This is a genomic window from Streptomyces sp. CA-294286 (assembly GCF_050947155.1).
GTDB lineage: Bacteria > Actinomycetota > Actinomycetes > Streptomycetales > Streptomycetaceae > Streptomyces.
In genome coordinates, this window is sequence record NZ_CP192005.1 from 2725704 (window position 1) to 2738667 (window position 12964).

General features: G+C 72.5%; 12 protein-coding genes. 7 read left to right on the forward strand and 5 right to left on the reverse strand.

What is annotated here, in order from left to right:
- Positions 1–2: 2 nt before the first annotated feature.
- Positions 3–236 carry a hypothetical protein gene (locus ACQPZG_RS16885; RefSeq protein ID WP_433546578.1) on the reverse strand — a complete coding sequence of 78 codons (234 nt, stop codon included), beginning with the start codon at positions 234–236 and terminating at the stop codon, positions 3–5.
- 133 nt (positions 237–369) lie between these two features.
- Here ACQPZG_RS16885 and ACQPZG_RS16890 point away from each other — a divergent pair, with 133 nt between their 5' ends.
- The 4 genes from ACQPZG_RS16890 to ACQPZG_RS16905 all read left to right on the forward strand — a co-directional run bounded on the left by ACQPZG_RS16890 (position 370) and on the right by ACQPZG_RS16905 (position 4142).
- Complete coding sequence (locus ACQPZG_RS16890) at positions 370–897, forward strand: DinB family protein (RefSeq protein WP_433546579.1); 528 nt, start codon at positions 370–372, stop codon at positions 895–897.
- A 195-nt stretch (positions 898–1092) separates the two neighbouring features.
- The gene (locus tag ACQPZG_RS16895) at positions 1093–2235 is read left to right on the forward strand and encodes an LLM class flavin-dependent oxidoreductase (RefSeq protein WP_433549440.1); all 1143 of its coding nucleotides are present in this window, start codon (positions 1093–1095) and stop codon (positions 2233–2235) included.
- Positions 2232–2852 carry an FMN reductase gene (locus tag ACQPZG_RS16900; RefSeq protein ID WP_433546580.1) on the forward strand — a complete coding sequence of 207 codons (621 nt, stop codon included), beginning with the start codon at positions 2232–2234 and terminating at the stop codon, positions 2850–2852. The genes ACQPZG_RS16895 and ACQPZG_RS16900 overlap by 4 nt, the downstream gene beginning before the upstream one ends.
- 381 nt (positions 2853–3233) lie before the next feature.
- Entirely contained in the window at positions 3234–4142 is a 909-nt protein-coding gene (locus tag ACQPZG_RS16905; RefSeq protein ID WP_433546581.1) for a hypothetical protein, read from the forward strand.
- A 124-nt stretch (positions 4143–4266) separates the two neighbouring features.
- On the opposite strand, the gene ACQPZG_RS16910 is transcribed toward ACQPZG_RS16905, so the two are convergent.
- The 3 genes from ACQPZG_RS16910 to ACQPZG_RS16920 form a co-directional block, all read right to left on the reverse strand.
- Positions 4267–5133 carry an ABC transporter permease gene (locus ACQPZG_RS16910; protein ID WP_433546582.1) on the reverse strand — a complete coding sequence of 289 codons (867 nt, stop codon included), beginning with the start codon at positions 5131–5133 and terminating at the stop codon, positions 4267–4269.
- Positions 5130–6122, reverse strand: coding sequence for an ATP-binding cassette domain-containing protein (locus tag ACQPZG_RS16915; protein ID WP_433546583.1), 993 nt, complete (start codon positions 6120–6122; stop codon positions 5130–5132). Before ACQPZG_RS16915 ends, ACQPZG_RS16910 begins: the two co-directional genes overlap by 4 nt.
- Positions 6123–6259: 137 nt before the next feature.
- Entirely contained in the window at positions 6260–6697 is a 438-nt protein-coding gene (locus tag ACQPZG_RS16920) for a hypothetical protein (protein ID WP_433546584.1), read from the reverse strand.
- A 182-nt stretch (positions 6698–6879) separates the two neighbouring features.
- Between ACQPZG_RS16920 and ACQPZG_RS16925 the strand changes: the two genes are divergently transcribed.
- The 3 genes from ACQPZG_RS16925 to ACQPZG_RS16935 all read left to right on the forward strand — a co-directional run bounded on the left by ACQPZG_RS16925 (position 6880) and on the right by ACQPZG_RS16935 (position 10542).
- Entirely contained in the window at positions 6880–7809 is a 930-nt protein-coding gene (locus tag ACQPZG_RS16925) for a hypothetical protein (protein WP_433546585.1), read from the forward strand.
- Positions 7810–8019: 210 nt separating this feature from the next.
- Positions 8020–8547 carry a hypothetical protein gene (locus ACQPZG_RS16930; protein WP_433546586.1) on the forward strand — a complete coding sequence of 176 codons (528 nt, stop codon included), beginning with the start codon at positions 8020–8022 and terminating at the stop codon, positions 8545–8547.
- A gap of 375 nt (positions 8548–8922) precedes the next feature.
- Entirely contained in the window at positions 8923–10542 is a 1620-nt protein-coding gene (locus tag ACQPZG_RS16935; protein WP_433546587.1) for an alpha/beta fold hydrolase, read from the forward strand.
- A 225-nt stretch (positions 10543–10767) separates the two neighbouring features.
- Here the strand turns inward: ACQPZG_RS16935 and ACQPZG_RS16940 are convergent, their stop codons facing one another.
- Complete coding sequence (locus ACQPZG_RS16940) at positions 10768–12849, reverse strand: PhoX family protein (protein WP_433546588.1); 2082 nt, start codon at positions 12847–12849, stop codon at positions 10768–10770.
- Between the last annotated feature and the right edge of the window lie 115 nt (positions 12850–12964).

Sequence of the window (12964 nt, forward strand, 5' to 3'; positions counted from 1 at the left end):
GGTCAGGAGAAGCGCCGCAGATGCTCCTCCGTGGGCCTGAAGCGCTTCTGGCAGTTGCCGCACCACCAGCGCCAGTGGTGCTCGTCCTGCTCGCGGATCTCGGATCTGGTGTCCTTCCACAGCACTCCCTGCCGACAGTGCGGGCAGGTGGGCGGGATCGGCGGCGGCACGGGCGGACGGGCGTCCGTACGGGCATCCATGACGGCGTCGGCGGGGGCGTCGGTACGTGTGGACATCCCGGCAGCGTGCACCTGCCGGGGAGCGCCCGGGGCGGATTCGTCCAGGGGTCACCCCATCGGGGACGGTGCGCACGCCCCGCTTCGATTAATCGCTCGACAGTTGCCGCGGGCAGGGGCACCATCCCCTCCGATGACAACTGACACGGCTAACGCGCCGGCACGCAGCGACAGGCCCGCCGCCTGGGACGAACGTTCCACCCTGACGAAGTACCTCGAATACGCCCGGCGCACCGCGTGGGAGAAGTGCGAGGGCGTCTCCGCCGAGCACGCGACCGCCGCACCGCTGCCGGGCTCGCCGCTGATGTCCCTGTGGGGGCTGATCAGCCACCTGCGCTGGGTCGAGCACTGGTGGTTCGACGTCGTGTTCCGCGGCGGCCGGGACGAGGGCCCGTGGACCGACGAGGACCCCGACGGTGAGATGCGCGTGGTCGAGGGGGCGTCCCTGGAGGAGCTGATCGCGGAGTACCGGGGCAAGTGCGCCGACTGGGACGCGTTCGTCGCCCGCACCGACCTGGACGCACTCGCCGCACAGCCGTCCAGGGACGGCACCAGGCCCACCCTGCGCTGGGTGCTGATGCACCTCGTCGAGGAGATCTCGCGGCACAACGGCCACCTGGACATCCTGCGCGAGCTGGCGGACGGGACGACCGGGGACTGAGCGCGCCCGCGCGGGGCGGGGGCCTGGACCCTGCCGTGCCGTCCCGCCGCGCGGCGGGACGGCACCCGTCCGCAGCCGCGGTTGCGTACCCGGGAATAGGCCGTCGGGGCCCACCGTTGCAGAGTTCGTTAAACATTCAACAAGAATGTGGAACGCGCCCTGTCGACACACTCTGAGGTGGCCCCGATGAACGCCATGCAGTTCGGAATCTTCACCGTCGGCGACGTGACGCCCGACCCGACGACCGGACGCGTCCCGACCGAGCACGAGCGCATCAAGGCCATGGTCGCCATCGCGCAGAAGGCGGAGGAGGTCGGCCTCGACGTCTTCGCGACCGGCGAGCACCACAACCCGCCGTTCGTGCCGTCCTCGCCCACCACGATGCTCGGTTACCTCGCCGCCCGCACCGAGAACCTCATCCTCTCCACCTCCACCACCCTCATCACCACCAACGACCCGGTGAAGATCGCCGAGGACTACGCGATGCTCCAGCACCTGGCCGACGGGCGCGTCGACCTGATGATGGGGCGCGGCAACACCGGCCCGGTCTATCCGTGGTTCGGCAAGGACATCCGCCAGGGCATCCCGCTCGCCGTGGAGAACTACGCTCTGCTGCACGAGCTGTGGCGCCAGGACGTGGTGGACTGGCAGGGGAAGTTCCGCACCCCCCTCCAGTCCTTCACCTCCACCCCGCGGCCCCTGGACGGCGTGCCGCCGTTCGTCTGGCACGGCTCGATCCGGTCGCCCGAGATCGCCGAGCAGGCCGCGTACTACGGGGACGGCTTCTTCGCGAACAACATCTTCTGGCCGAAGGACCACTTCCGGAAGCTCGTCAACCTCTACCGCGAGCGGTACGCGCACTACGGGCACGGCACCCCCGACCAGGCGGTGGTCGGCCTCGGCGGCCAGGTGTTCATGGCCAGGAACTCGCAGGACGCGGTACGGGCGTTCCGTCCGTACTTCGACAACGCCCCGGTGTACGGCCACGGGCCCTCCCTGGAGGAGTTCACCGCCGAGACACCGCTCACCGTCGGCTCCCCCCAGGAGGTCGTGGAGAAGACCCTGACCTTCCGCGAGACCTTCGGCGACTACCAGCGCCAGCTGTTCCTGCTGGACCACGCGGGGCTGCCGCTGAAGACCGTGCTGGAGCAGCTCGACCTGCTGGGCGAGGAGGTCGTGCCCGTGCTGCGCAAGGAGTTCGCGGCCGGTCGCCCCGAGCGGGTCCCGGGCGGGCCCACGCACGCGGCCCGGGTCGCCGAGTCGTCGGCGTCCGCCGGCCCGACCGCCACCACCCCCGCCGTCGGCGGGGCCGACAAGCAGGAGGCATCGGCGTCATGACCGAGCTGGTCGTCGTCTCCGCGGGGCTGAGCGTCCCGTCGTCCACCCGCCTGCTGGCGGACCGCCTGACGGAGGCGGTACGGGCCGAACTGCCCGACGTCTCCGTCCGGACCGTCGAGCTGCGCGAACTCGCCGTCGCCATCGCCAACCACCTCGTGACGGGTTTCCCGAACGCCGCCCTGCGCGAGGCGATCGACGCGGTGGCACGGGCGGACGGGCTGATCGCCGTCACGCCGGTCTTCTCCGCGTCCTACAGCGGCCTCTTCAAGTCCTTCTTCGACCTGGTCGACCCGGACGCGCTGACCGGAACCCCGGTGCTGATCGCCGCCACCGGCGGCACCGCCCGCCACTCCCTCGCCCTGGACCACGCGGTTCGTCCGCTCTTCGCCCACCTGCGGGCGGTCGTCCTCCCGACAGCCGTGTTCGCGGCTTCCGAGGACTGGGGCGGCACGGGCGACAGCTTCACGGACCGCCTGCCCCGTCGCATCGCGCGGGCGGCCTCGGAGCTGGCGGCACAGCTGCGCCGGGGGGAGGCGACGACGGCCACCCGGCCGGACACCGGGCCCGACGAAGTCGTGCCCTTCGCCCGGCAGCTCTCGGACCTCCGGCTCGGCTGAACCCACCGCGGAACGGCCCGGGTCCTTCCCCCTGCCACGTGCGGCACGGGGAAGGACCCGAGATCCGGTGGTCGGGACGCTTTCTCTGGGGAATGGACGGTGAGGCCCTACCCCACCCCCCACCCCTTTCGCGCGCCCGCGCACGCGCGCGCATGCGCGGGCGCACACGGGTGCGGGCGCACACGGGTGCATGCGGGCGCGCATGCGCGCGAGGCGCCAACTCGCAAGCCTCTTGCGAGAGATGGCAATCCGTGACCGTGTGGCGACTTGACGTGACGAGCGTGTACTGTGCGTCGCAACAGAACGACCCCCGAGGGTGCTCCAACACCGCATCGGGGGTCTGACCAGAAGAGATCGACCCACTCTACGAAAGCGATCCCCATGGCTGTCGAACAGCTTAGTCCCGCCCCGTCCCGCCCCGCGCACCCGATGTCCGCCCCCGGGTACGGGAAGAGGACAGCGCCGCACCAACTCCCGCGCGCAGGAAGTGACTTCGACCACCTCGCGCACCGCGAATCCGCCATCGCCCACTACATCGACCGGCTTCCCGAGGGTGCCAACATCGGCATCAAGGCCCTGGCCCAGGAGATCGCCGGGTACGGGCAGATGGCCGTCTCCTCGGCCCTGCGCAAGCTCGAAGCCGCAGGTCACCTCTTCCACCAGGTGGACACGGTCGTCGACGCGGACGGCCGGACCCTGCGCGTGACCCGCACCTACTTCTCCCGCACCGCGCGCCCCGACGCCTGGTGGCGCTCGCACCTCACCGACGAGGAGACCGAGAACCACCCGGAAGAAGTCGCCGACACCCCCGGCGAGCCGGAGCGACGCGCCTACCGGGCACTGTCGCGGCTCTCGCACCGCACGCCGAAGCTCCCCCTCTCCGACAACGAGTGCGTCGAGCTGATCCCGTACGCGGCGGAGTGGTTCCGGCGCGGGGCCTCCGAGGAACGCCTGATGAACTCCCTCGCCCTGATCCTTCCGCCCGTCGTCTTCAGCCCCTTCGCCTTCGTCCAGCGCAAGCTGGTCAAGCAGCTGCCGCCGCCGCTGCCCGAGCCCCGGCAGGGCAGGCCGATCCTGGAATGCCGGGAGTGCGGGGTGCCGGGCGAGGCCGCGGCACTGCCGGGCGGCCTGTGCCGGCCGTGCCGCAGCCAGCCGTACGTACCGGCCCGGCCGGGGCTGCCCGCCGAGACGGTGCACGGCAAGGCGGCCTCCCTGCGGCACCAGTTGCGGGCGGCGTGGCCGCCGAAGGGACTGCGGGGCGGCGGCGGGCTCGCGCTGGGCACGGCCTGAGCGGAGCACGCCGTCGAGCACCGGCCCGCGCGTCCAGGCCACGCGGTGCACCCTGGCCGCGGGGCACCCCGGCACGGCCCGCGCGGGCCGTGGGCCGCGCCGCCCGGCCGACCGGTCCCGAGCGCTACTTGCGGTTGTAGAGCCGCATCGTCGCCGCTCCGAAGACGACCAGGAAGAACGCCGCCCAGCCCAGCGACCACGCGATGTCCGCGCCCGGCCAGTTGCCCGCCATCAACTCCCGCACGGCGGACGCCACATGGCTCACCGGGCTGTTGTTGACGAAGGCCTGGAGCCAGCCCGGCATCGTCTTCGGGTCGACGAAGACGTTGGAGAGGAACGTCAGCGGGAAGATCACCATCATGCTGACGCCCATCACCGACTTCTCGGAGCGCAGCAGCAGACCGAACATCGTCCAGATCCACGAGAAGGCGAACGAGAAGACCAGCAGCAGGGCGATCCCCGCCAGGACGCCGAGCACGCCGCCCTGCGGCCGGTAGCCGATGACCAGGCCCACCGCCAGGATCACCACGGACGCGATCAGGTACCTGATGACATCGCCCAGCAGGTAGCCGACCATCGGCGCGGGCCGCCACATCGGCAGGGTGCGGAAGCGGTCGAAGACGCCCTTCGAGATGTCCGTGTTGATGGCGACGCCCGTGTACATCGTGATCATCACGATCGACATCACGAGGACGCCGGGCAGCAGGAACTGGATGTACTCCGAGACCGATCCGGCGAGCGCCCCGCCGAAGAGGTACGCGTACATCAGCACCATCATGATCGGGAACGCCGTCACGTCGAACAGCTGCTCCGGCACGTGCTTGATCTTCAGCATGGCCCGCCACCCGAAGGTGAGGGAGGCCGACAGCGCGCTGGGCCGCGGCGGCCGGTCCTTGGCGACCAGCAGCGCCGCGAGTGCGTCGACCTTGGGGGCCGCGAGGTGGAGATCGTCGTTCTGATCCTGCTGGGCGGTGGCCGGTGCCGTACTCATGCCGTTGCCCCCTTCTTGTCCGTGAGGGCCAGGAAGACCTCGTCGAGGCTGGGCTGGCCCAGCGCGAAGCTGTCGACGGTGATGTCGGCGCGGGCGAGGGCGGCCAGCGCGCGGGCGGCCTGTTCGGCGGCGCCCCGGTCGGTGCCCTGCCCGTCCACGGTCGCCGTCAGCGCGACGGGATCCGCGTCGAGCTGGACCACCGCGTTCATGGCGTCGGTCAGGATCCGTTCCGCCTCCGCCCGCTGGGCCGCCTCGCGCAGCCGCAGGTGCACGGAGCCGGAGCCGACCGACGCCTTCAGCTCACCCTTGGTGCCCTCGGCGATCACCTTGCCGTGGTCAATGACGGCGATGCGGGACGCCAGTTGGTCGGCCTCGTCGAGGTACTGGGTGGTGAGCAGGACCGTCGTGCCCTGCGCGACGACCGCCCGCACGATGTCCCAGACCTGGTTGCGGCTGCGCGGGTCGAGTCCGGTGGTCGGCTCGTCCAGGAAGAGCAGGTCGGGGGTGTTCAGGATGGAGGCGGCGATGTCGATGCGGCGCCGCATGCCCCCGGAGTAGTTCTTGACCTGCTTGCCCGCCGCTTCCGTGAGCCCGAACGCTTCGAGCAACTGGGCGGCCCGGGAACGGGAGCCCGCTTTGGAGTGGCCGAGGAGTCGGGCCAGCAGGATCAGGTTCTCGGCGCCGGTGAGGTCCTCGTCGACGGACGCGTACTGCCCGGTGAGGCTGACCAGGGAACGTACCGCGTCCGCGTCCTTCACCACGTCCTTGCCGAAGACCCGGGCGCTGCCGCCGTCCGGGCGCAGCAACGTCGCGAGCATCTTCACGGCGGTGGTCTTGCCCGCGCCGTTGGGTCCCAGGACGCCGTAGACGGTGCCGGTCGGTACGCGGAGGTCGATGCCGTCGACGGCGCGGTTCTCACCGAAGACCTTGACCAGACCGGTGGTCTCGATCGCGATGTCCGGGTGGGCGGTAAGGCTGCTCGTGCTCATGTGTGGTGGCTCAACTCCCCGTTATCAAGGCGTCCTTGCGTCCTAGCTGACCGACAGGTGTTCTACTCCGGTCGGCGTGCGGTCGCGACGCCTGCCGCGAAGTCGACCGTAACCGAAGGAAGTTGGTCGTAGTTGAATTATCTCCGGCCGCTGGGGAGCGCGCGGGCACGATACCTGACGGGCGGCACGGGCCGGGTGGACAGGGCGTAGTACGTGGCCACCAGCATCGCCGCGCCGAGGGCCAGCCCCAGCGCCACCGAGCTGAGGACGCTGCCGTCGGCCAGGCTGTGCAGGAAGCCCATCGCCGCGCCGAGGACGACCGCGTACGAGAGGGCCCGGGGGCCCGCGGCCAGGCCCTTCCCGATCCGTCCGACGCCGTACGCGACGGCGGCGAGGACGAGCCCGCACACCGCCCCGAACAGGACGTTCGCCCCGGTGAGCGGGCCGGTGCCACGTGCCATGAAGGCCGCGTAGCCGCCGTACACGAGACCTAGGAGGAGGGGGATCGCCCAGCTCGCCCGCGTGGCCCCGGCCGGACCCCGGCCTCGTCCCCGTGCCGCTGCGTGTACGCCCATCGGGACACTCCTCAAGGTCGCCGGCCCGCGTCGCGCGAGCCGTCCCGGGTCACTCCCCCGCCCCACCAGGTCACACCCGGACGGGTGAACCGGCAAGTGGATCAACGGTGGGCGGCGGTGGCCCTCACCACTCCGGCGGCACACTGCTGGCGCCGTCGGCCGCGCTGCCCTTGGCTGGGGGGATGCGCCGCCGCCTCCGCACCTGCCTCTCCGTCCTCCTGCTCGTCCTCGTCGCCCTCCTCGTGCCGGTCGGCGCGGTCGCGGTGTGGGCGGACCGCGAGGTCGAGGACACCGGGCGGTACGTGGAGACGATGGCACCGCTCGCCGACGACCCGGACGTACAGAACGCGGTCGCGGAACGGCTGACCAGCGAGACGATGAAGAGGATCGACCTGGGCCCGCTCCGGGACGGCACGGAACGCCTCCTCGGCGAGGCGGCCCGTTCCTTCACCGGGACCGACGCCTACCGCACGGCGTGGAACACGGTGAACCGCGTCACCCACGACGCCTTCCGCGACGCACTCGCCGCCCCCCGGGGCAGCGGGGACACCGTCACCGTCGACCTCGCCCCCGTCACCGAGGAGCTGAAACGGCAGCTCGCCGCGGACGGGGTGCCGCTCGCCGAACGCCTCCCGGTCGTCCACACGGACATCGTCCTGGTCCGCACGGACCAGCTCGACACCTGGCGCAGCGTTCACCGCTTCCTCGCCCCGGCCGGCCGTTGGCTGCCGCCCCTCGTCCTGGCGCTCGCGGCACTGGCCGTGCTGCTCGCCCCACCGGGCCGCCGCCTGCACACCCTCGCCTTCGCCGGCCTCGCCCTCACCGCGGGCGCGCTCCTCCTCGCCCTGACCCTGGCGATCACCCACAATCTGGCGCTCTCCCACCTCACGACGGAGATCGGCGCACCGGCCGCCGAGGCGCTGTACTCGACGGTGACCGCGCCGCTGCGCACCACGGCGTGGGCGGTCGGGGCGGCGGGGACGGTCGTGGCGGTGGTGGCGTGGGGAGCACGGTGGGCCACGGGCCGCCGCAGCGGGAACACCGGGCGCGAAAGCCGCGAGCGGGCGGGGCACGCGGGGCGCTGGGACGAGGAGCGCGGCGGACGCGGGTGAGGAGCGCGGCAGGCGCGGGAGAGGAGCGCGGCGGGCGCGGGAGCCGCGAGGGGGTGGGGCATGCGGGGCGAGGAACGTTCCGGGCGAGGGCGCGCACGACAAGCACGGCGAGCGCGGGAGAGGAGCGCGGCGAGGCGCGAGGGCACGGGCGCGCACTCTGATGGACCACCCGCCTCGCGAGAGTGCCCGCGGCGGCGCAGGGTGGTCCGCATGAAGATCAACCGCACCGCCGTCCTGCGCGCCACGGGCGCCGCCGTCGTCGCCTCCCTCCTCACGTTCTCCGTCTCCGCGTGCAGCGACGAGAACAAGGACAAGGCGTCGAACGCCGTTTCCGACGCCACGAAGAACGCCGGTGAAGCGGCTGCGTCCGCCACCGCGAAGGCCGGAGAGGCCGCCGGCCGGACCAAGGAGGCCTTCGCCTCCGCGTCCGCGTCCGCCTCGGCCAGAATGAACGAGGTCAAGGACGGCAAGGACGCCAAGGACGAGGTCGAGACCGGCGACGTGAAGGCGGACGGCGACCGGTCGACCGTCGAGGTCACCGCCTCCAACAAGAAGGAGGAGAAGCAGAGTTACGTCGTACAGGTCAACTTCCGCGACGAGGGCGGCAATCTGCTCGACGCGGTCGTCGTCAACCTGAAGGACGTCGACGCGGGCAAGGAGGCGAAGGCGACGGCGCGCAGCAACCGGTCGCTCCAGGGCGAGATCAAGGCGGAGATCGGCAAGGCGCTGCGTCACTGAGCACGGGGCGGGGCGTCGGCGGACAGCTCCGGCCTCGCACGCGGGAGCGGTCGGCTCCGCACGCGGGAGCGGTCGGCTCCGCACGCGGGCACGACGGCGCGGGGCGCGGCGGCGCGGGGCTCGGCGGCGCGGGGGGCGCGGGGCAGCGCAGGAACGGGCCGCAGCGGCAGTGCGAAGGCCCCCGGCGCGGGGCGGCAGGAGTGCCTCGGAACGCCGCCCCGCGCCGCAGCACCGCGACGACAGCCGCACCCGTAGGACCGGGCAACACGACAGGACGCCGACCGAGCCACCACGGCGCTGCGGACCCCCGGCGCAATACCGGCCCACGCTACGCCCCACCCCGTGGCGGAGCGACGACGACGAAGGGTGTGAGACGTGGCAGCAGAGAGCCGGCCCGGACCTCGTACGGCGGTCGCGGCCGCGCCGCCCCGCGCCCGGTACGGCATCGCCCTCTGCACCGCCCTCGTCCTCGCCCTCTCCGCGTGCGGCCAGGGCAAGGACGACGGTGACGGGGGCGACGCCACGAAGCGGCCTCCCTCCGCCGCCCCTCCCGCCGTCCCCACCCCCGAGGCCGACTGGGACGACTGCCCCCTCACCGGGCAGCCCAGCCGCGAATGCGCAAACCTCAAGGTGCCCGTGGACGCCGCGGACCCGGGCTCCGGCACCCTGGACCTCGCCGTGTCCCGCCTTCCCGCCACCGACCGCAAGCGCCGGATCGGCGTCCTGGTCATGGATCCCGGCGGCCCCGGGCTCCAGGGCCGCTACACCGCCGCGAACCTGCTCCCGCCCCAGCTCCGTGCCCTCTTCGACATCGTCGGCTTCGACCGGCGCGGTTCGGGGGCGAGCACCCCTGTCGACTGCGGCGAGCCCACCGGGGCCATGCGCCGGCTCGACGAGACCGCACCCGCCGACCTCGCGAAGGCGGACCCGGCGGCCGTGGAGAAGTCCGCGCGCGAGTACGTCGCCGAGTGCCGCGCCAAGTACGGTGCGTTGCTCGCCCACCTCGGCACCGCCGACTCGGTCGCGGACCTGGAGTCCCTCCGGCTCGCACTCGGCGAGGACAGGCTGAGTCTCCTCCCGGCCTCGTACGGGACTCTCCTCGCCCAGGAGTACCTGCGCACCCACCCCGGTCGCGTCCGCGCCGCCGTACTGGACGGCACGGCCGACCCGGCGGAACGCGGTGTGCCCTTCGTGCTCTCCCAGAGCGCCTCCCTGGAGGAGGCCGCCGGAACCTCGGGCCTCTCCCCGGCCGAGAAGGCCGCCCGGGAACTGCGCGACCGCACCGCCGGGTTCCGGTCCTGGTGCGCCGCGTCCGGCCCGGCGGAATGCGCGATCGCGCCCGAGCCGGACGAGGTCCTCGCCGCGGTCGCCGCCAGAACCGACCACCTCCTCGGGGCGGCCACCGCCGTCATGGTCACTCCCGCGGACTGGCCGGGCTTCAGCCGCGCCGTCGACAAGGCGCAGGGCACGACGGGCAGCGGGACCGCGACCGCCGACGCGACCGCCTTCGCCGACCTCAAGGCGTACGCGGACAGGGGCTTCCCGAAAGACGTCGCGAAGGCCGTCCAGAATCCCCCGCGTCCGGCCGCCTTCGACCTCGGCGTGCACTGCGCCGACTACGCCTGGCCGCAGACCACCGAGGGCTTCCTCAAGGAACTGACCGACACGGCACGGGAGTCGGGCAACGAGGACTCCGCTCCCGCTTACGCCGCCCTCTACTCCGCCTGCCCGTCCTGGCCCCGCAGCCGGGCCCCGCTCGGCGCGATCCGGGCCCCGGCCGCCCCCCGTCCCCTGGCCGTCAACGCCGAGGAGGACGTCCGTACGGCCCTCGCCGGGGCGCAGGCCGTCGCCGAGCGCCTCCCCGCCGCCCTCCTCACGGTCGGCGGCCGGACCCACGGCCTCGCCAGGACCGGCAACCCGTGCGTCGACGCCGCCCTCACCGCCGCCCTCGTCAACGGCACGCCCCCGAAAAACGGCACCTGCCCGGCCCCGTGACCGGGCGGGCCCGGGAGCGGCTATCCCTGGGGCCGCGCCCCCCAGCCCGCCTCCCACCCCCGCAACCGCGGCACGCGGGACGGACGCGCAGACCCACCGGGCGCGGCACGCGGACACGCAGACCCACCGGGCGCGGCACGCGGGCGTGGAGGGGAGCGGCCACCGCTCCCCTCCATGCCCGCTCGGCCGCCTCGACGTGCGGCGACGCGCCCCCTGCCCGCTCGCTCAGACGCCGATGTCGCAGCCGTCCTTGCGCCAGACCGAGACGACCGACGGGCGGACTATCCGGCCGGGGCCGTCGGGCCAGACCGAGGAGGGCTTCTCGACGGACGCGCCGTCCGTCTCGCCCGGGTGCTGGACCGCGACCAGGACGCGCTCGGACTGGATGACCGGACCGCAGGTCTCCGCGCCGATGGGAACCGTGAGGAACTGCTTCAGCTCGCCCCGGCGGTCGCCGGAGACCGCGACGCCGAACAGGCCGTCGTGCGAGCCGAGCTTGTTGCCGTCGGTGGAGATCCACAGGTTGCCGTGCGGGTCGAAGGCGACGTTGTCGGGGCAGGAGATCGGGGAGACCCGGTCCTTGGGGAAGCCCGCGAAGTAGGTGGAGGGGTCGTTCGGGTCGCCCGCGACGAGGAAGAGGGACCAGGCGAAACGTGTCGCGGAGGCGTCGTTGCGGTGCTCGGCGAGTTCGAGGATCTGGCCGTGCTTGTTGGCGTTGCGCGGGTTGGCCTCGTCGGCACCGGCCTTGCCCGCCTTGCCGCGGTCGGTGTTGTTGGTGAGCGCGACGTAGACGCGGCCGGTGCGGGGCGAGGGCTCGACGTCCTCGGGGCGGTCCATCTTCGTCGCGCCGACCTTGTCACCGGCGAGACGGGTGAAGACGTACACCTCTTCGGCGGTCATGCCGGGGACGTGGGACTTGTTGCCGGTGGCGAGGGGAATCCAGATGCCCGAGCCGTCGAACTCGCCGTCGGCGGGGAGCTTGCCCGTGCCGTCGATCTCCGTGGTGGGGGAGTCGCCGGTGAGCTTCGCGACGTACAGGGTGCCCTCGTCGAGGAGGGTCAGGTTGTGCTCGCGGGCCGCGCGCGAGTTGCCCTTCTTCATGCGGCGCGAGGAGACGAACTTGTAGAAGTAGTCGAAGCGTTCGTCGTCGCCCATGTAGACGACCGGCCGCCCGTCGTCGGTCAGCCGGGGCTGCGCGGCCTCGTGCTTGAAGCGGCCGAGGGCGGTGCGCTTGCGGGGCGTCGAGTCGGGGTCGTACGGGTCGAGTTCGACGACCCAGCCGTGCCGGTGCGACTCGTTGGGCTCCTGCTTGGCGTCGAAGCGCTTGTCGAAGCGTTCCCACTTGCGCTCGGTGGGGCCGCTGCCGAGGCCGTAGCGCTTGTCGGTGGCGCTGGAGCCGTTGGCGAAGTACTGGTTGAAGTTCTCTTCTCCGTGGAGGGTGGTGCCCCACGGGGTGGTGCCGCCCGCGCAGTTGTTGAGCGTGCCGAGCACCTTCCGGCCGGTCGGGTCGGCGGAGGTACGGAGGTACTTGCTGCCGGCGGCGGGGCCGGTGAGCCGGAAGGTGCTGGTGGCGGTGAGGCGACGGTTGAGGTGGTGGCGGGGGACGGCGGTCAGGCCGTTGCCGCGCCGCGTCTCCTCGACGACCACGACGCTGAGACCGTGCGCCGCCAGAGCGATCTCGAACTGCTCGCGGGTCGGGTTCTCCGGGTCGTACCCCCGGAACATCAGGTTCTCGTCGCTGTACTCGTGGTTGGCGACCATGAGCTGGCGACGGCGACCGCCGAACTCGCCGCGCAGAGGCAGCAGCGAGAGGAAGTCGTTGTTGTAACCGAACTGGCCGGCCTGGGCCTTCGCGGTCTGGTTCTCCGGGTCGAACGCGGGCGCACCGCGCAGGATCGGGTCGCCCCAGCGGATCACGACGTTCTGGTCGTAGCCGTCGGGGACGGTGACCTTGTCGTCGGTGTTGGGGGCGACGGGAGCGAAGCGCAGGCCGCGGGCGGCCTTGCCCTTCGAACCGTTGCCGTTGCCGTGGCCGTTTCCGTGTCCCCTGCTCCCGGCCGCCGCGGCTTCGGGGGCCTGGCCCAGCGTCAGCGCGCTCCCGGCCGCCGTGGCGACCGTCACCACCGCCGCGGCCCGCATCATCGAGCGGCGCGAGAGGGCGCCCGCGATGACGTCGCCCGCGTACTCGTTGTCGCTGGTGTTCGGGACTTCCTGGAAGCAGGCGTCCCCGCAGCGGTAACGGCACGTGAGTGCGGAACGTCCGCCGGCGTGCGACGACGGGTTGAGCAGCGGCAGCAGATTGCGCACGTCGAGTCCCCTCCGAGGGGTGGTGTGTGACAGACGGCCCGTGGCCGGTGACATGTGGTTTCGGCCGTGACACTAGGTGGTGCACGGGGAGCGCACGGGGCACGTCGAGTGAACG

Coding starts and splice junctions, on each gene's coding strand:
- ACQPZG_RS16885 (WP_433546578.1), bottom strand. CDS start 236: ATGTCCACACGTACCGACGCCCCCGCCGACGCCGTCATGGATGCCCGT.
- ACQPZG_RS16890 (WP_433546579.1), top strand. CDS start 370: ATGACAACTGACACGGCTAACGCGCCGGCACGCAGCGACAGGCCCGCC.
- ACQPZG_RS16895 (WP_433549440.1), top strand. CDS start 1,093: ATGCAGTTCGGAATCTTCACCGTCGGCGACGTGACGCCCGACCCGACG.
- ACQPZG_RS16900 (WP_433546580.1), top strand. CDS start 2,232: ATGACCGAGCTGGTCGTCGTCTCCGCGGGGCTGAGCGTCCCGTCGTCC.
- ACQPZG_RS16905 (WP_433546581.1), top strand. CDS start 3,234: ATGGCTGTCGAACAGCTTAGTCCCGCCCCGTCCCGCCCCGCGCACCCG.
- ACQPZG_RS16910 (WP_433546582.1), bottom strand. CDS start 5,133: ATGAGTACGGCACCGGCCACCGCCCAGCAGGATCAGAACGACGATCTC.
- ACQPZG_RS16915 (WP_433546583.1), bottom strand. CDS start 6,122: ATGAGCACGAGCAGCCTTACCGCCCACCCGGACATCGCGATCGAGACC.
- ACQPZG_RS16920 (WP_433546584.1), bottom strand. CDS start 6,697: ATGGGCGTACACGCAGCGGCACGGGGACGAGGCCGGGGTCCGGCCGGG.
- ACQPZG_RS16925 (WP_433546585.1), top strand. CDS start 6,880: ATGCGCCGCCGCCTCCGCACCTGCCTCTCCGTCCTCCTGCTCGTCCTC.
- ACQPZG_RS16930 (WP_433546586.1), top strand. CDS start 8,020: ATGAAGATCAACCGCACCGCCGTCCTGCGCGCCACGGGCGCCGCCGTC.